The following is a 15,818-nucleotide window of genomic DNA, read 5'->3' as shown; positions in this document are numbered from 1 at the left end:
GTGGCTTAGCTCGCAACGGGCGGCTTGGCCACCGAACACAGGCGGATCGAGTCCGCGAGGATCTCAATCGCTTTGGGGCGCGGGAAGCTGGCGCGCCAGGCAATCGCCACGGTACGGAACGGCACGGGCGGCGTGAGTGGGCGCACTTCGATCACGCCCTGGGCGTAGTGATGGCTGTCTACCGCAGACAGCGGCAGGATCGAGATGCCCAGGCCGGACGCGACCATATGGCGAATGGTTTCCAGGGAGCTGGATTCCACCGTGGTGTGCTTGGCGCCGTCGTTGCCCTTGGTCAGGGTCGGGCAGGCTTCCAGCACCTGGTCGCGGAAGCAGTGACCTTCACCGAGCAGCAGCAGGCTCTTGTCATTGAGCAGGCCGGCGTCGATGGTGTCCTTCTTGGTCCACGGGTGGGAGGCCGGCATCAGCACGTAGAACGGCTCGTCGTAGAGCGGCAGGGTCAGCACGTCCGCCTCGTTGAAGGGCAGGGCGATGATGATCGCGTCCAGCTCGCCGTTGCGCAGTTTGTCGCGCAGCACGTGGGTGAAGTTTTCTTCGATATACAGCGGCATCTGCGGCGCGACGCGGTGCAGTTGCGGAATAAGGTGCGGGAACAGGTACGGGCCGACCGTGTAGATGGCGCCGACTTTGAGCGGTGCGGTCAGCTGGTTCTTGCCGGCCTGGGCCAGTTCGCGAATGCTTTGCGCCTGTTCCAGGACCTTCTGGGCCTGGGCAACGATGCCTTCGCCCACCGGGGTGAGACGCACGGCGCTCTTGCTGCGCTCGAAAATCAGCACACCGAGTTCGTCTTCAAGCTTTTTCACACCCACCGACAGCGTCGGCTGGCTGACGTGGCAACGTTCGGCTGCATGGCCGAAGTGCTGTTCTTGGGCGAGGGTCACGATGTAGCGTAATTCTGTAAGAGTCATAGCGGGCGTCCATGAGGTTGCGGGCCAAGCATACCGGCTGCAATCGATAGACGCACGTTATCAGAACTTTGCTGGGGATTGAGTGGGGAATGTCGGAATTTTGCTGAGGTAATAAAGCACATGCGGGAGGGAGCAAGTCCCTCCCACAGTACTCTGTCAGCGGCGACGCTTGTCGATGTTGTAAACGAACGGCGCGACCAGTTCGACGCTGCCGTTTTTCAACAGGTCCGCAGGCGGCTTGGGTAGCGGCTGAGCCTTGCGGATCATCTCAAGGGTTGCACGGTCCAGGTCGGCGTTGCCGGAGCGGCCTTCCAGTTCGTAAGACAGCACATTGCCTTCACCATCGACCACGAAGCGCAAGCGGTTCATACCTTCCTTGCCACTGCGTTGGGCGCCAGGCGGGTACTTCTTGTACTTCTGCAGATGCGCCAGCAATGTGCTTTGCCAGGAAGCCTGGGCGGCCAGCTGCTGTGCCGATGGGCCCGGCGTAGGCTGTGCGGACTTCTGCGCAGGTGCGTTGCTCGGCGGCGTTTCGCTCGGTGGCTCCTCGGAAGGTTTCTCCTTGGGCGGCTCGGGCTTCTTCTCCACCGGCTTTGGCGGTTGTGGCTTAGGCTTGGGCTTGACCGGCTTGGGCACCTGGATCGTTGGCTTGGGCGCCTCGGCCAGCTTCGGCAGGGGCAGCTCTTCGACCGGTGGTGGCGGCGGCGCAACGACCTTGGGCGGCGCTGGAGGCGGCGGCGGTGCTGGCAGCGGCGCCAGGTCGATGACCATGGCGGCGGGTGGCAGCTGGATCGCCTGCGGCGCGGACCATTGGAGCGCGATGATGATCGCGACGGCATGCACGCCCAGCACGACGGCGAGGCTGGTGCCATAACGCGTCAGTTTGTGGCGCGTCGTGATCATTTCTTGGCTGCCGTCTCAAGTCCGACCAGGCCTACCTTGAGGTAGCCGGCAGCCCGCAGGGCATCCATCACGCTCATCAGGTCGCCATAGTCCACGCCTTTGTCGGCCTGGAAGAAGATCGTCGTGTCTTTCTTGCCTTGGGTCTTGGCATCCAGCACCGGCCCCAGGGTTTCAGCCTTGACTTCTTCTTCGCCCAGGAACAGGCGTTGGTCCGCCTTGACGCTGAGGAAGATCGGTTTCTCTGGCCGCGGCGCCGGCTTGGCGCTGGACGCAGGCAGGTCCACCTTGATGTCCACGGTCGCCAGCGGAGCCGCCACCATGAAGATGATCAGCAGCACCAGCATCACGTCGATAAACGGCGTGACGTTGATTTCGTGGTTCTCGACGAGTTCGTCGTCGCCTTGATTCAAATGCAGGCCCATGGCCGATTACCCCACTTTCACCATGTGCGGTTGCGAGCTGCGCTCGGTAGGCAGGTGATCGAGGTCACGGCTGACCAGCAACAGGACTTCAGCCGATGCATCCGACACCTGGGCCTTGTAGCCGGCAATCGAACGGGCGAAGACGTTGTAGATGACCACCGCAGGAATCGCGGCAACCAGGCCCAGGGCGGTCGCCAGCAGGGCTTCGGCGATGCCGGGGGCAACGACGGCGAGGTTGGTGGTCTGGGTTTTGGCGATGCCGATGAAGCTGTTCATGATGCCCCACACGGTACCGAACAGGCCGACGAAGGGCGCGGTGGAACCGATGGTGGCGAGTACGCCGGTGCCGCTGCTCATGTTGCGGCCACAGGCGGCAACCAGGCGCTCCAGGCGGAAGCTGACGCGTTCCTTGATGCCTTCTTTTTCGCGAGTGTTGGCCGACAGGCGCATTTCTTCCAGCGCGTCGTGCACCAGCAGGTTGGCCAGGGTGCCCTTCTTGGTCGCGGTTTCGCTCGCTTCCTTGAGGGTGGTGGCTTTTTTCAGGTGGACGATTTCAGCACGCAGACGACGCTTGGCGCCCAACAGCTCGAAGCCTTTGGCAATCCAGATGGTCCAGGTGATGATCGAGGCGATGGCCAGGCCGATCATCACAGCCTTCACTACCACGTCGGCATTCTGGTACATGCCCCATGGCGACAGGTCGTGGGCCATGCCCAGGGTGTTGTCTTCTTCCAGCACCACGCCGGTTTCGTCGGCAGGTGCGGCAGCGCCGGCGGCCTGGGCCGGGTCGGTGGCCACTGGCGCGACGGCAGGCGCTGCCGGGGTCGCGGCATTTTGCTCGGCGGCTGCTGGAGCGGCGGGAGCGGTGGCGTCAGCGAATGCGGCGGTCGGTGCCAGCAGCACGCTGAACAGCATCGCAGCAATCGCACGCCAGGCGCGGGAGGGACTGTGAAGCTTGGTTGGCGAAGCGGGGTTTGTATGACGTGTCATGCTGGCCGGACCTGAGAGAAAAAATGGGTGATCGTCCTTCCAGACCATTTCGGGTCGAGGACAAATGGGCGGTTATTATTGCAAGTAATTCTTGTTAACTAAAGTGGCACTGTTACTTTATTTCGCTTTTTACTGGCCGTTGATCCACTCGCGCGGCTAATCTGCGCCTTTGAGAATGGAGTTTTGTGATGTCTGTGCCTTCTGTTGTGATTGCCGGTTGCGGTGATGTGGGTAGTCGGCTGGCTAGCCAATTGCTGGTCTCGGAATGGGAGGTTCACGGCCTGCGCCGCGATATTTCGCGCCTGCCCGACGGGGTGATCGGCATCGCCGGCGACCTGTTCAAAAAGGACTGCCCTGACACCTGGCCCATCGGCGGGGTGGATTACCTGGTGTACTGCGCCGCTGCCACTGACCACGACGAAGCCGGCTATCGCGCCGCCTACGTGCAAGGGTTGCTGCATGTGCTGGAGTGGCTGGAAGACTACGGCCAGACGCCCAAGCATTTGCTGTTTGTCTCCAGCAGCAGTGTGTATGGGCAGCAAAACGGCGAGTGGGTCGACGAAACGTCCGAGACGCAAGCGAAGGGCTATTCTGGGCAGGTGATGCTGGAGGCTGAACAGGTGGCGCTCAACAGCGGTATTCCAGCGACCATCGTGCGACTGACCGGGATTTACGGCCCGGGTCGTGAATGGCTGCTCACTCAGGTTCGCCAAGGCTATCGCGTAGCGGTTGACCCGCCGTTGTATGGCAACCGTATCCACGCCGATGACGCCGCGGGCCTGCTCGCCTTTTTGCTGCGGCATGTGGAAAAGGGCGGTTCGCTGGACAAGGTCTACATCGGCGTTGACGATGCGCCGGCACCACTGGCCGAGGTGGTGGCCTGGTTGCGCGAGTACCTGGGTGTGACCGAGTGGGCTGAAGATGCAAGTGTGCGCCGTGCTGGCAGCAAACAGTGCAGTAATGCGCGTATCAAGGCGCTTGGCTGGATGCCGACATACCCGACTTACCGGGAAGGCTATGCGGCGATTCTGAAAGGCTGAAGCGCGGCAAAAAATGTGGGAGCAGGCAAGCCAGCTCCCACATTTGGATTTGTGTGAGGCTTTTATTACTTTTCAAGCAGCCATTGGCGCGGGCCTGGCGTAAACGAAGGCACTTCATCGGCCTGCGCGGTATTGATCGCCTGGAAGATCTCCAGTTGCTCACCCTTGCGCGCGAAGATCCAAGGGTTGCCCTGGCCGTTCAGTTGCAGCCAGATGCTGTCATAGCCGCCGCTCATGGAGGCGCAGTCGCCTGCCAGGCAGAGTGAATAACGATCAACCCCCGGCAGGCCGGCGACCTTGCCGTCAGCCTGGAACTGCACCGTGGCGCCGCTGCCGGTGCCGTCGCTGATCTTCCAGTCGCCGCCCATGTAGGCCGCGTAAAGTGCGCGTTCGAAGTTGGCGCCCAGTGGCGCGCCTTCTGGGGCCGGGTCTTTGGCGCGGGCAAACAGCTGCTCGGGCTCATTGTCGTTGGCCACTTGCAGCAGTTGCTTGCCTTTGCGTTTGAGTTCGGTGGCAGAGCTGCCATAGAAGTCCACGTTCCACGCGCCGGGTTTTTCACCCGACAACTTGCCTTCCGCCACTTCAAAACCGTTGTAGTAGCGCGCCTGCAAGGCCTTGGTGTTGACCTCCCACTCAAGGTTGGGGCCATAGGATTGCAGGGCTTCACGCAAAGGGCCGCCCTTGGCTGCCGCGTCGATGGCGGCCTGGTTGATCCAGGTGCCGCTCACATCCAGGTCGGCGGGGTTGCTGGCGCAGCCGCCGAGCAACAGGGCGAGCAACGAGGAGGCTACAAGCGCTTTGCGCATTACGAAATCCTTCTGAAACGAAGTCGGCGCAGCCTGTTGGGGCTGCGCCGGGTGTTTTACTCGATGACCAGAATGGCGTCCATCTCAACCTGTGCGCCCTTTGGCAAGGCGGCAACGCCGATGGCGGCGCGGGCTGGGTAAGGTTGTTCGAAGTACTTGCCCATGATCTCGTTGACCTTGGCGAAGTGGCTGAGGTCAGTGAGGAAGATGTTCAGCTTGACGATGTCCTTGAACGAACCGCCGGCAGCTTCAGCCACGGACTTGAGGTTTTCAAAGACCTGTACGGTCTGGGCTTCGAAGCCTTCAACCAGTTCCATGGTCTTTGGGTCCAGCGGGATCTGGCCGGACATGTAGACGGTGTTGCCCGCCTTGATCGCCTGGGAATAAGTGCCGATGGCAGCTGGAGCTTTATCGCTGGTGATAACTGTCTTGGTCATGAATGACTCCTTGTAATGGATCGGTTATGCACGCATGCGGGTGATGCGGATCACACCGGTCAAGGCGCGCAACTTTTTGATCACGCGGGCCAGGTGCACGCGGTCGTGCACGCTGACCACCAGTTGGACCACGCTGATGCGACCATCGCGTTCGTCCATGCTGATTTTCTCGATATTGCCGTCGGCGGCGTTGACGCTGCTGGCCAGCAGGGCGATCAGGCCGCGCTGGTGTTCCAGCTCCACCCGCAGCTCGACGTTGAATTCGCCGGTGACATCCTTGGCCCACGAGAGCTGGATGCATTTTTCCGGGTTGTGGCGGATTTCGGTGATGTTGCGGCAGTTGTCCAGGTGCACCACCATGCCTTTGCCTGCGGACAAGTGGCCGACAATCGGGTCGCCCGGGATCGGCGTGCAACATTTGGCGTAGCTGAGCACCAGGCCCTCGGTGCCGCGAATCGCCAGCGGGCCTTCCGGGCTCGGCAGCTGTTCGCCTTCGCCCAGCAGGCGGCGCGCAACCACGTAGGCCATGCGGTTGCCCAGACCGATGTCTTCCAGCAGGTCTTCGATGGTTTCCTGGCGGTACTCGTGGAGCATCGCTTGCACGCGCTCTTGCGGGATCTTGTCCAGGGCGCTGTCGAAGCCGTTGAGTACCTTGTTCAGCAGGCGTTCGCCCAGGCTGATGGACTCGGAGCGGCGCTGCAATTTCAGCGCGTGGCGAATATGCGTACGTGCCTTGCCGGTGACCACAAAGTTGAGCCAGGCCGGGTTCGGGCGAGCGCCCGGTGCGCTGACGATCTCCACCGTGGAACCGCTTTGCAGCGGTTCGGACAGCGGGGCCAGGCGCCGGTTGATGCGACAGGCGATGCAGCTGTTGCCGACATCGGTGTGCACTGCGTAGGCAAAGTCGACCGCCGTGGAGCCTTTAGGCAGCTCCATGATCCGACCTTTAGGCGTGAACACGTAGACCTCGTCCGGGAACAGGTCGATCTTCACGCTTTCGATAAATTCCAGGGAGTTGCCGGCACGTTGTTGCATTTCCAGCACGCCCTTGACCCATTGGCGCGCACGGGCATGGGTGCCTTTGGGCTGCTCGTCGCCGCTGGATTTGTACAGCCAGTGGGCGGCGATGCCGTTGTTGGCCATCTCTTCCATTTCGCGGGTGCGGATCTGGATCTCGATCGGCACCCCGTGCATGCCAAACAGGGTGGTATGCAGCGACTGGTAGCCGTTGGCCTTGGGAATTGCGATGTAGTCCTTGAAGCGGCCTGGCAGGGGTTTGTACAAATTGTGTACAGCACCCAGTACGCGGTAGCAGGTATCGACCTTGTCGACGATGATCCGGAACGCATACACGTCCATGATCTCGTTGAAGGCCCGACGCTTGCCGCGCATCTTCTTGTAGATGCCATATATGTGCTTCTGCCGGCCGCTGACCTCGCCCTCGATCTCGTCGATCGCCAGGCAATGGCTCAGGGACTCTTCGATCTTGTTGACGATTTCCTTGCGGTTGCCCCGTGCGCGCTTGACCGCCTGGTAGATGCGCGCCGAGCGCATGGGGTGCATGGCTTTAAAGCCAAGGTCTTCGAATTCGATACGAATGGCGTGCATGCCCAGCCGGTTGGCGATGGGCGCATAGATTTCCAGGGTTTCCTTGGCGATGCGCCGGCGTTTTTCGCCGGACAGCACTTCCAGCGTGCGCATGTTGTGCAGCCGGTCGGCCAGCTTGACCAGGATCACCCGAATGTCTCGGGCCATGGCCATGGCCATTTTCTGGAAGTTTTCCGCCTGGGCTTCGGCCTTGGTCTCGAAGTTCATCTGGGTCAGCTTGCTGACCCCGTCGACCAGTTCGGCCACGGTTTCGCCAAATTGCGCACTGAGCGCTTCCTTGGCAATGCCGGTGTCTTCGATCACGTCATGCAGCATCGCGGCCATCAGGCTCTGATGGTCCATGTGCATGTCGGCAAGAATATTAGCCACCGCAAGAGGATGGGTGACATACGCCTCGCCGCTACGGCGGCGTTGGCCGTCGTGGGCTTGTTCGGCGTAGAAATACGCTCGGCGAACCAGGTTGACCTGGTCGGCGCCGAGGTAGGCCGATAAGCGATCGGCGAGGGCGTCTATGCTCGGCAAAGTGTGAACTCCTGCCGATGGCTGTGACCCCGCGCCGTGCTACGTCGACCAGGCATAGGCTTAGACGTCCTCGTTGGACTCGCCTTCGAACGCTGCAAACAGCGGTTCGTCTTCAACGATTTCGGCGTTGGCGATGAACTCGTAGCTCATCAGGCCTTCAGCGATTTCACGCAGGGCTACAACGGTAGGCTTGTCGTTTTCCCACTGGACCAGGGGCTCTTTGCCGCCAGTGGCCAGTTGACGGGCACGCTTGGTAGAGAGCATGACCAGCTCAAAGCGGTTATCCACGTGTTCTAGGCAGTCTTCAACGGTTACGCGGGCCATGGTATTCCTCGGAGCGAATGCAAGATGCGCGCTGCCCGGTTGGGCGAGCGGACTGAGCAGTTTAAAAAATCACCAGCGTTTAGGGAAGCGCTGATTTTTGGCAGGCCTTCGCAAAACCGCTACAAGTGCCAATGTAAGGCCCTTGCAGCTGTTTTGGGAAGAGCCAATCAGCCGAGCAATTCGGCGAGTAATTTGCCGAAACGTTGCTGTTGGCGCTTTTGCTGCAGTTGGTTGGCGCGGAAAATCGCCTTCAAATCGTCCAGTGCGTGGGCAAAGTCATCATTGATGATCAGGTAGTCGTAGTCGACGTAGTGGCTCATTTCGCTGACGGCCTCACGCATGCGCCCCTCGATGATCTCGTCGCTGTCCTGGCCGCGGTTGGTCAGGCGCTGGTGCAGGGCTTGGAGCGAGGGCGGCAGGATGAAGATGGAGCGAGCCTTGGGCATCAGTTGGCGCACTTGTTCGGCGCCCTGCCAGTCGATTTCCAGGATCAGATCGTGGCCTTCGTCCAGGGTCTGCTGCAGGTGGCTTTGCGAGGTGCCATAGAGATTGCCGAACACTTCGGCGCGCTCGAGGAAGTCACCGTGTTCGATCATCTTGACGAACTCGGTACGCTCGACGAAGTGATAGTGCACGCCGTCTACCTCGCCCGGGCGCATGGCGCGGGTGGTGTGGGAGACCGAAATGCGGATCTGCTCGTCGGCGTCGGTCAAGGCCTTGACCAGGCTGCTCTTGCCCGCGCCCGAAGGGGCGGAAATGATGTAAAGGGTGCCGGTGCTGTGGGTCATGGAGGGTGCCTTACTCAATATTCTGTACTTGTTCGCGCATTTGCTCGATCAACACTTTGAGGTTGACCGCCGCCGTGGTGCTGCGCGGGTCGAACGCCTTGGAGCCCAGTGTATTGGCTTCGCGGTTGAGTTCCTGCATCAGGAAGTCCAGGCGCCGACCGGCGGCACCGCCCGACTTGAGTACGCGGCGCACTTCAAGGATATGGGTGCTCAGGCGGTCGAGTTCTTCGGCCACGTCGCTCTTCTGCGCGAGCAGGACCATTTCCTGTTCCAGGCGCGTCGGGTCGAGGTCGGCTTTCATGTCGGTAAAGCGGTCGAGGACCTTCTGGCGCTGGGTGGCGAGCATCTGCGGTACCAGTTCGCGCAGGGTCACCACGTCGGCTTCGATCGACGTCAGCCGCTCGTTGATCAGGCGCGCCAGCTCGGCGCCTTCGCGCTCGCGGCCGGCCTTGAGTTCCTTCAGGCCCTGGTTGAACAGGGCGAGGGCTTCGGCATTCAGGGCCTGCGGGTCGGCCGCGTCGGCCACCAGCACGCCGGGCCAGGCCAATACTTCCAGAGGGTTCAATGCGGCCGGCTGCTTGATCAGTCCAGCGATGGTTTCGGCCGCGGCCACCAGTTGGGCGGCGCGGTCGCGGTCAACCTGCAGCGGCTTGCCGGTGGTTTCTTCGGTAAAGCGCAAGGTGCATTCCAGCTTGCCACGGGAGATCCCCTGGCGCAGCGCTTCACGCACCGCTCCTTCGAGGTCGCGGAACGACTCTGGCAGGCGCAGGTGCGGCTCCAGGTAACGGCTGTTGACCGAGCGCAGTTCCCAGCTGAGGGTGCCTTGGGCCCCGGCTTTTTCGACACGGGCGAAGGCGGTCATGCTGTGCACCATGGAGGTACCTCGCGTTGGATAAATAGAAATTGACCAGGCCGACCTGTAGGAGCGAGCTGGCTGGCGAAGAACGCAAGGGCACCGCGTTGAATCAGGAAGGCCCCGTAATCGTTGACGTTTTTCGCGAGCAAGCTCGCTCCTACCGTCTGGAGGCGCAGGATTGTAGCGCAGTGGGAGGGGGCACCCAAACACGGGCATTAGTAACCGGATTTTTTAGAAGTGCCTCGAACCGGCTTGCGGCTCTATAATGCTCGGCAGTTTTTCGTCCTCAGTACAGGTATCCCCTATGAAACGTCCAAGTGGTCGCGCTGCCGATCAGCTCCGCTCGATCCGCATCACCCGCAACTACACCAAACACGCCGAGGGATCTGTACTGGTCGAGTTTGGCGATACCAAGGTCATCTGCACTGTCAGCGTCGAAAACGGCGTGCCGCGCTTCCTCAAGGGCCAGGGCCAGGGTTGGTTGACCGCTGAATATGGCATGCTGCCGCGCGCCACTGGCGAGCGTAACCAGCGTGAAGCCAGCCGTGGCAAGCAAGGCGGGCGCACCCTGGAAATCCAGCGCTTGATCGGTCGTTCCCTGCGTGCCGCTTTGGATATGTCCAAGCTGGGTGACGTCACCCTCTATGTTGACTGCGACGTGATCCAGGCTGACGGCGGTACCCGCACGGCATCCATTACCGGCGCCATGGTGGCCCTGGTTGACGCTTTGAAAGTGATCAAGAAGCGTGGCGGCCTGAAAGCGGGTGACCCGCTCAAGCAGATGATCGCCGCTGTGTCGGTTGGCATGTACCAGGGCGAGCCTGTGCTGGACCTGGACTACCTGGAAGACTCGGCCGCCGAGACCGACCTCAACGTGGTCATGACCAGCACCGGTGGTTTCATTGAAGTGCAGGGCACTGCCGAAGGCGCGCCATTCCAGCCGGCTGAGCTGAACGCCATGCTGGCCTTGGCCCAGAAGGGCATGACCGAAATTTTTGAATTGCAGAACGCCGCGCTGGCTGACTGAGCCGGCCCCAAGGAGAAGCGCCATGAATGACAGCCAGTTGCCGGTTCCGGCACCGTCCAAGGAAGTACGCCAGTGGGCAATGTTGTGTCATTTCGCGGCATTCCTGGGGTTGGTATTCCCCTTCGGCAGCTTGCTGGGGCCGTTGATCCTGTGGCAGTTCAAGAAGGACATGGACCCGCTCGTCGATGACCAGGGCAAGGAGGCGCTGAATTTCCAGATCACCGTGGCGATCGCCTGGCTGGTGTGCCTGCTGCTGGGCTTCGTGGTGGTCGGCTTCTTGCTGATGACCGTGCTGGTGATCGGGGCGTTGATACTCACGATCATCGCCGGTATCAAGGCCAACAAAGGCATTGCCTACCGGTATCCGTGGACCTGGCGCCTGGTCAAGTAACCGAGCGGCCACAAAAAAACCGACATCACTGTCGGTTTTTTTGTGCCTGGAGAATGACCTCAGATGGTCAATGTCCAGTCGTAGTCCACGATCAGCGGCGCGTGCTGCGAGAAGCGCGGCTGGCGCGGCAGGCGTGCACTGCGCACGAACCGGCGCAGGCCCGGGGTCAGCAGCTGGTAGTCGAAACGCCAGCCCAGGTTGAGCATCTCAGCCTGTTCGTTATCCGGCCACCAGCTGTACTGGTCGCCTTCGCGGCTGACTTCGCGCAGGGCATCGACATAGCCCATGTTGCCGACAATCTCGTCCATCCAGGCGCGTTCCGGCGCCAGGAAACCTGGGGATTGCTGGCTGTCGCGCCAGTTCTTGATATCCAGCTTCTGTTGCGCCACGTACAGCGAGCCACAATAAATGTACTCGCGACGTTTGCGTCGCTGTTTATCCAAGTAACGGGCGAAATCGTCCATTAGCTTGAATTTCTGGTTCAAGTCTTCATCGCCGTTCTGCCCGGAAGGAAGCAGCAAGGTCGCGATGCTGACCTTGTCGAAATCGGCTTGCAGGTAACGCCCGTAGCGGTCGGCTGTCTCGAAGCCGAGGCCGCTGATGACCGCCTTGGGTTGCAACCGCGAGTACAAAGCCACGCCACCTTGGGTGGGCACTTCGGCATCGCAGGCATAAAGGAAGTAGCCATCCAGTTGGAAGGCTGGGTCGTCCAGTTCAAAGGCGGAGGCACGGGTGTCCTGCAGGCAGATGACGTCGGCATTCTGTGCTTGCAGCCAACTGAGCAAACCACGCTCGACTGCAGCCTGAATACCATTAACGTTCACACTGATGATCCGCATAAATGGCCCCAAAAATCGCGTGCGTGTATGATACACGCCGTCCACCCAATTAGCTAAATCCGTGGTATCTGAGGCTTTTTTCATGCAGGCGTATCAGCGCGATTTCATTCGTTTTGCCATCGATCGCGGCGTTTTACGCTTCGGTGAGTTCACCCTCAAGTCCGGGCGCACCAGCCCGTACTTCTTCAATGCGGGCCTGTTCAACTCAGGTTCGGCCCTGGCTCAGCTGGGCCGTTTCTATGCGGCAGCCATCGTTGAGAGCGGTATTTCCTTCGACGTACTCTTTGGCCCGGCCTACAAGGGTATTCCCCTGGCTGCGGCGACGGCGGTCGCCCTGGCGGAGCATCACGGGCAGGACTTGCCGTGGTGTTTCAACCGTAAGGAAGCCAAGGCCCATGGTGAAGGCGGGAGCCTGGTCGGCGCGCCATTGACCGGCGATGTGCTGATCATCGATGACGTGATCACCGCGGGTACTGCGATCCGTGAAGTGATGCAGATCATTGCTTCCCAGGACGGCGCCAAGGCTGCCGGTGTGCTGATCGCCTTGAACCGCCAGGAGCGCGGCAACGGTGAGTTGTCGGCGATCCAGGAAGTGGAGCGCGATTTCGGCATTCCGGTGGTGAGCATCGTGTCGTTGAACCAGGTGTTGCAGTTCCTGGAAGATGACCCGCAGCTCAAGCAGCATTTGCCAGCTGTGCGTGCATACCGCGAGCAGTTTGGCGTCTGACACTGACCCCTGTGGGAGCAGGCTTGCCCGCGATAGCGGTGTGTCAGGCGGTGCATTTTTGAATGTACTGCCGTCATCGCAGGCAAGCCAGCTCCCACATTTGAACTGTGTACAAACAAAAGGCCCCGCTCAATTCAATTGAGCGGGGCCTTTTGCTTTGCGGCGATTAAGAACGCTTGCGGTTACTGATCAGCGTGCCCATACCGGTATCCGTGAAGATTTCCAGCAGCACCGCATTCGGCACGCGGCCATCAATGATCAGCGAGCTGCCGACGCCGCCTTGCACCGCTTCCAGCGCGCAGCGGATCTTGGGCAGCATGCCGCCGTAGATGGTGCCGTCGGCAATCAGGTCGTCCACCTGTTGGGTGGTCAAGCCGGTCAGTACCTTGCCTTCCTTGTCCATCAGGCCGGCGATGTTGGTCAGCAGCATCAGCTTTTCAGCCTTCAACGCTTCTGCCACTTTGCCCGCCACCAGGTCGGCGTTGATGTTGTACGACTCACCGTTGGCGCCCACGCCGATCGGCGCGATCACCGGGATGAAGTCACCCTTGACCAGCAGGTTGAGCAGGTCGGTGTTCACGCCCACCACTTCACCCACCTGGCCGATGTCGATGATTTCCGGCTGGGTCATTTCAGGTGTCTTGCGGGTAACGGTGAGCTTTTTCGCACGGATCAGCTCGGCATCCTTGCCGGTCAGGCCGATGGCGCTGCCGCCGTGGCGGTTGATCAGGTTGACGATGTCTTTGTTGACCTGGCCGCCGAGGACCATTTCCACCACGTCCATGGTCTGCGCGTCAGTGACACGCATGCCATCGATGAAGTGACTCTCGATCGACAACCGCTTGAGCAGGTCGCCAATTTGCGGGCCGCCGCCGTGGACGACCACGGGGTTGATCCCCACGGCCTTCATCAGCACGATGTCGCGAGCAAAGCCGGTTTTCAGCTCGTCGCTTTCCATGGCATTGCCGCCGTACTTGATCACCAGCGTCTTGCCGACGTAGCGTCGAATATAAGGCAACGCTTCGGACAGGACCTTGGCGGTGTTGGCAGCGGCTTCGCGTTCGAGGGTCATTCAGGGCTCCGGGCAAAAAATCAGAACGGTAATTGGAGATCAGGGGCAACACGTTTCAACTGGGCGTGGAACACGTCCTTGATGCGCTGCAACTCCGCTTCGGTATCCGCCTCGAAACGCAGGACCAGCACCGGTGTGGTGTTGGACGCGCGAACCAGGCCCCAGCCTTTGGCGTAATCGACTCGCACACCATCAATGGTGGTCAGGTTGGCGCCTTCACCCCATTGCGCATCGTGCAATGCGTCAATGATGCTGAATTTGCTCTCCTCGGTCACATGGATATTGATCTCAGGCGTAGAAATATCATTCGGGAAGGTCTGAAACAGCTCTTGCGCCGTGGATTTCTCCTTGCTGAGGATCTCCAGCAGACGAGCGGCGCTGTAAATACCATCGTCAAACCCGAACCAGCGCTCTTTGAAGAACACGTGGCCGCTCATTTCGCCGGCCAACAGCGCGCCGGTTTCCTTCATTTTCTTTTTGATCAACGAGTGACCGGTCTTCCACATTAGCGGGCGACCGCCGTATTCCTTGATCAATGGCGTGAGGCGGCGAGTGCATTTCACGTCGAAGATGATCTCGGCGTTGGGGTTGCGCGCCACTACGTCACGGGCAAACAGCATCAGCAGGCGGTCCGGAAACACGATCTCGCCGGTTTCGGTCACCACGCCTACACGGTCGCCGTCGCCATCGAAGGCCAGGCCGACGTCGGCGCCCACTTCCTTGACCTTGGCGATCAGGTCCACCAGGTTTTCCGGCTTGCCTGGGTCTGGGTGATGGTTGGGGAAGTTGCCGTCCACTTCGCAGAACAGTGGGATCACTTCGCAGTTCAGGGCTTCGAGCAGTTGCGGGGCAATCACGCCCGCTGCGCCGTTGCCGCAGTCCACCACGACTTTCAGGCGGCGGGCGAGCTTGACGTCGCGGGTGATTTCATCGGAGTAGCGCTGGAGGATATCGACCTTGGTGATGCTGCCGGTGCCGCTGGTCAAGTCGTTGGTCTTCAGGCGGGTGTGCAGGGCCTGGATCTGTTCATTGGCCAGGGTGTCGCCAGCGATGACGATCTTGAAGCCGTTGTAGTCCGACGGATTGTGGCTGCCGGTAAGCATGACCCCGGATTTGCCCGCCAGTACGTTGGCGGCGTAGTACAGCGCGGGGGTTGGTACCAGACCGACGTCGCTGACGTGGCAGCCGCTGTCAGCCAGGCCCTGGATCAGTTGCTCGACCAACTCCGGGCCGGACAAGCGGCCGTCACGGCCTACCGAAACGTTGGGTTCGCCCTGGGCCAGGCTCTGGGAGCCGATGGCGCGGCCGATCCAGTAGGCGGTTTCGGCGGTCAGGGTCTTGGGGACCACGCCACGGATGTCATAGGCGCGAAAAATGCTGTCGGGAAAGGTCGGGGCTACGCGGGCTGCGGTACTCATTGCGGGGGAAACTCCATCTGAAAGGGGGCAAGGCTGGCCTGATGTGGCTGGCCGGCAGGCTCAAACTGAAGGGTATGACGGCGTTTTCGGCAGAGAGTTCGTGGTGTAAAAATGCCATCGGCGCTCTGGCTTTAGCATTGTTTTTACGTAGTCCTTTGATTTCATTAGAGAAATCTCGATGATTATTTCCGCGCATTCTTCATCCTGAAAAGCCGGGCGGTGGCGCGTGGCCGGACGATGGCGTCCGGCCACGTTCAGCTTAGTCAGTGACTGCCGGAATGCCCAAAACCGCCTGCGCCGCGTTGGGTTTCGTCAAATTCCTGCACCAATTCAAAATGCGCCTGCACCACCGGCACCAGTACCAACTGGGCGATGCGCTCGCCGATGGCGATGTTGAAAGCAGTCTGGCCACGGTTCCAGCACGACACCATCAACTCGCCCTGGTAGTCCGAATCGATCAGGCCGACCAGGTTGCCGAGCACGATGCCATGTTTGTGGCCCAGGCCGGAGCGCGGCAGGATCAACGCCGCCAAGCCTGGATCGCCGACATAGATCGACAGGCCAGTAGGAATCAGGATGGTCTGGCCCGGCTCAAGGACGGTGTCCTCCTTGAGCATGGCGCGCAGGTCCAGGCCGGCGGAGCCCGGCGTGGCGTAGGCCGGCAGGGGGAACTCGTTGCCGAGGCGTGGATCGAGGATCTTGGCTTGCAAAGCGTGCATGGA

At 60.8% G+C, this 15,818-nt stretch carries 17 protein-coding genes and 1 pseudogene; 4 read left to right on the top strand and 14 right to left on the bottom strand.

Annotated features, from left to right (window positions below):
- Positions 1–5: 5 nt before the first annotated feature.
- The 4 genes from TX24_RS14630 to exbB form a co-directional block, all read right to left on the bottom strand.
- A complete protein-coding gene (locus tag TX24_RS14630) occupies positions 6–926 on the bottom strand; it encodes a hydrogen peroxide-inducible genes activator (protein ID WP_003195523.1) in 921 nt (306 codons plus the stop codon).
- A gap of 156 nt (positions 927–1,082) precedes the next feature.
- The gene (locus tag TX24_RS14625; RefSeq protein ID WP_003195521.1) at positions 1,083–1,829 is read right to left on the bottom strand and encodes an energy transducer TonB family protein; all 747 of its coding nucleotides are present in this window, start codon (positions 1,827–1,829) and stop codon (positions 1,083–1,085) included.
- Positions 1,826–2,251, bottom strand: coding sequence for a TonB system transport protein ExbD (gene exbD / locus TX24_RS14620; RefSeq protein ID WP_003195519.1), 426 nt, complete (start codon positions 2,249–2,251; stop codon positions 1,826–1,828). Before exbD ends, TX24_RS14625 begins: the two co-directional genes overlap by 4 nt.
- Before the next feature lie 6 nt (positions 2,252–2,257).
- Positions 2,258–3,241 carry a tonB-system energizer ExbB gene (gene exbB / locus TX24_RS14615; protein ID WP_003195517.1) on the bottom strand — a complete coding sequence of 328 codons (984 nt, stop codon included), beginning with the start codon at positions 3,239–3,241 and terminating at the stop codon, positions 2,258–2,260.
- Positions 3,242–3,429: 188 nt separating this feature from the next.
- Here exbB and TX24_RS14610 point away from each other — a divergent pair, with 188 nt between their 5' ends.
- Positions 3,430–4,281: an SDR family oxidoreductase gene (locus TX24_RS14610; RefSeq protein ID WP_057710576.1), complete on the top strand. Its 852-nt coding sequence runs from the start codon at positions 3,430–3,432 to the stop codon at positions 4,279–4,281.
- 65 nt (positions 4,282–4,346) lie between these two features.
- Here TX24_RS14610 and TX24_RS14605 read toward each other — a convergent pair whose 3' ends face one another.
- From TX24_RS14605 to TX24_RS14580, 6 genes are all read right to left on the bottom strand, one after another.
- Complete coding sequence (locus tag TX24_RS14605; protein WP_003195513.1) at positions 4,347–5,087, bottom strand: hypothetical protein; 741 nt, start codon at positions 5,085–5,087, stop codon at positions 4,347–4,349.
- Positions 5,088–5,143: 56 nt separating this feature from the next.
- Positions 5,144–5,524, bottom strand: a complete 381-nt coding sequence (locus tag TX24_RS14600; RefSeq protein WP_003176922.1) for a RidA family protein — start codon at positions 5,522–5,524, stop codon at positions 5,144–5,146.
- A gap of 24 nt (positions 5,525–5,548) precedes the next feature.
- Complete coding sequence (gene spoT / locus TX24_RS14595; RefSeq protein ID WP_003195510.1) at positions 5,549–7,654, bottom strand: bifunctional GTP diphosphokinase/guanosine-3',5'-bis pyrophosphate 3'-pyrophosphohydrolase; 2,106 nt, start codon at positions 7,652–7,654, stop codon at positions 5,549–5,551.
- Between the two features lie 60 nt (positions 7,655–7,714).
- Positions 7,715–7,978, bottom strand: coding sequence for a DNA-directed RNA polymerase subunit omega (rpoZ, locus tag TX24_RS14590; protein ID WP_003195508.1), 264 nt, complete (start codon positions 7,976–7,978; stop codon positions 7,715–7,717).
- A 167-nt stretch (positions 7,979–8,145) separates the two neighbouring features.
- Entirely contained in the window at positions 8,146–8,766 is a 621-nt protein-coding gene (gmk, locus tag TX24_RS14585) for a guanylate kinase (protein WP_003195506.1), read from the bottom strand.
- A gap of 10 nt (positions 8,767–8,776) precedes the next feature.
- On the bottom strand, positions 8,777–9,640 hold the full coding sequence (locus tag TX24_RS14580; RefSeq protein ID WP_003195504.1) for a YicC/YloC family endoribonuclease: 864 nt from the start codon (positions 9,638–9,640) through the stop codon (positions 8,777–8,779).
- Between the two features lie 286 nt (positions 9,641–9,926).
- On the opposite strand from TX24_RS14580, the gene rph reads away from it, so the two are divergent.
- Positions 9,927–10,649, top strand: coding sequence for a ribonuclease PH (gene rph, locus TX24_RS14575; RefSeq protein ID WP_003195497.1), 723 nt, complete (start codon positions 9,927–9,929; stop codon positions 10,647–10,649).
- Between the two features lie 22 nt (positions 10,650–10,671).
- Complete coding sequence (locus TX24_RS14570) at positions 10,672–11,040, top strand: DUF4870 domain-containing protein (RefSeq protein WP_032894534.1); 369 nt, start codon at positions 10,672–10,674, stop codon at positions 11,038–11,040.
- A 59-nt stretch (positions 11,041–11,099) separates the two neighbouring features.
- On the opposite strand, the gene TX24_RS14565 is transcribed toward TX24_RS14570, so the two are convergent.
- Positions 11,100–11,879 (bottom strand): exodeoxyribonuclease III, encoded by a 780-nt coding sequence (locus TX24_RS14565; RefSeq protein WP_003195493.1) that lies wholly within the window; start codon positions 11,877–11,879, stop codon positions 11,100–11,102.
- An 82-nt stretch (positions 11,880–11,961) separates the two neighbouring features.
- Between TX24_RS14565 and pyrE the strand changes: the two genes are divergently transcribed.
- Positions 11,962–12,606, top strand: coding sequence for an orotate phosphoribosyltransferase (gene pyrE / locus TX24_RS14560; protein WP_003195489.1), 645 nt, complete (start codon positions 11,962–11,964; stop codon positions 12,604–12,606).
- 166 nt (positions 12,607–12,772) lie between these two features.
- On the opposite strand, the gene argB is transcribed toward pyrE, so the two are convergent.
- The 3 genes and pseudogenes from argB to dut form a co-directional block, all read right to left on the bottom strand.
- Positions 12,773–13,678: an acetylglutamate kinase gene (gene argB, locus TX24_RS14555; RefSeq protein WP_003195487.1), complete on the bottom strand. Its 906-nt coding sequence runs from the start codon at positions 13,676–13,678 to the stop codon at positions 12,773–12,775.
- A gap of 20 nt (positions 13,679–13,698) precedes the next feature.
- Positions 13,699–15,105: pseudogene (locus TX24_RS14550) on the bottom strand (phosphomannomutase/phosphoglucomutase); the annotation flags it as partial.
- 254 nt (positions 15,106–15,359) lie between these two features.
- Entirely contained in the window at positions 15,360–15,815 is a 456-nt protein-coding gene (gene dut / locus TX24_RS14545; RefSeq protein WP_003195482.1) for a dUTP diphosphatase, read from the bottom strand.
- Positions 15,816–15,818: the final 3 nt, after the last annotated feature.

The sequence above is a fragment of the Pseudomonas lactis genome (assembly GCF_001439845.1).
Taxonomy (GTDB): domain Bacteria; phylum Pseudomonadota; class Gammaproteobacteria; order Pseudomonadales; family Pseudomonadaceae; genus Aquipseudomonas; species Aquipseudomonas lactis.
Note: the sequence above shows the minus strand (reverse complement) of the source record. Positions and strands in the feature narration are given on the sequence as shown.

What these genes read in the sequence shown, in the direction of transcription:
- TX24_RS14630 (WP_003195523.1), bottom strand. Translation starts at nt 926, where the DNA reads ATGACTCTTACAGAATTACGCTACATCGTGACCCTCGCCCAAGAACAG.
- TX24_RS14625 (WP_003195521.1), bottom strand. Translation starts at nt 1,829, where the DNA reads ATGATCACGACGCGCCACAAACTGACGCGTTATGGCACCAGCCTCGCC.
- exbD (WP_003195519.1), bottom strand. Translation starts at nt 2,251, where the DNA reads ATGGGCCTGCATTTGAATCAAGGCGACGACGAACTCGTCGAGAACCAC.
- exbB (WP_003195517.1), bottom strand. Translation starts at nt 3,241, where the DNA reads ATGACACGTCATACAAACCCCGCTTCGCCAACCAAGCTTCACAGTCCC.
- TX24_RS14610 (WP_057710576.1), top strand. Translation starts at nt 3,430, where the DNA reads ATGTCTGTGCCTTCTGTTGTGATTGCCGGTTGCGGTGATGTGGGTAGT.
- TX24_RS14605 (WP_003195513.1), bottom strand. Translation starts at nt 5,087, where the DNA reads ATGCGCAAAGCGCTTGTAGCCTCCTCGTTGCTCGCCCTGTTGCTCGGC.
- TX24_RS14600 (WP_003176922.1), bottom strand. Translation starts at nt 5,524, where the DNA reads ATGACCAAGACAGTTATCACCAGCGATAAAGCTCCAGCTGCCATCGGC.
- rpoZ (WP_003195508.1), bottom strand. Translation starts at nt 7,978, where the DNA reads ATGGCCCGCGTAACCGTTGAAGACTGCCTAGAACACGTGGATAACCGC.
- gmk (WP_003195506.1), bottom strand. Translation starts at nt 8,766, where the DNA reads ATGACCCACAGCACCGGCACCCTTTACATCATTTCCGCCCCTTCGGGC.
- TX24_RS14580 (WP_003195504.1), bottom strand. Translation starts at nt 9,640, where the DNA reads ATGGTGCACAGCATGACCGCCTTCGCCCGTGTCGAAAAAGCCGGGGCC.
- rph (WP_003195497.1), top strand. Translation starts at nt 9,927, where the DNA reads ATGAAACGTCCAAGTGGTCGCGCTGCCGATCAGCTCCGCTCGATCCGC.
- TX24_RS14570 (WP_032894534.1), top strand. Translation starts at nt 10,672, where the DNA reads ATGAATGACAGCCAGTTGCCGGTTCCGGCACCGTCCAAGGAAGTACGC.
- TX24_RS14565 (WP_003195493.1), bottom strand. Translation starts at nt 11,879, where the DNA reads ATGCGGATCATCAGTGTGAACGTTAATGGTATTCAGGCTGCAGTCGAG.
- pyrE (WP_003195489.1), top strand. Translation starts at nt 11,962, where the DNA reads ATGCAGGCGTATCAGCGCGATTTCATTCGTTTTGCCATCGATCGCGGC.
- argB (WP_003195487.1), bottom strand. Translation starts at nt 13,678, where the DNA reads ATGACCCTCGAACGCGAAGCCGCTGCCAACACCGCCAAGGTCCTGTCC.
- dut (WP_003195482.1), bottom strand. Translation starts at nt 15,815, where the DNA reads ATGCACGCTTTGCAAGCCAAGATCCTCGATCCACGCCTCGGCAACGAG.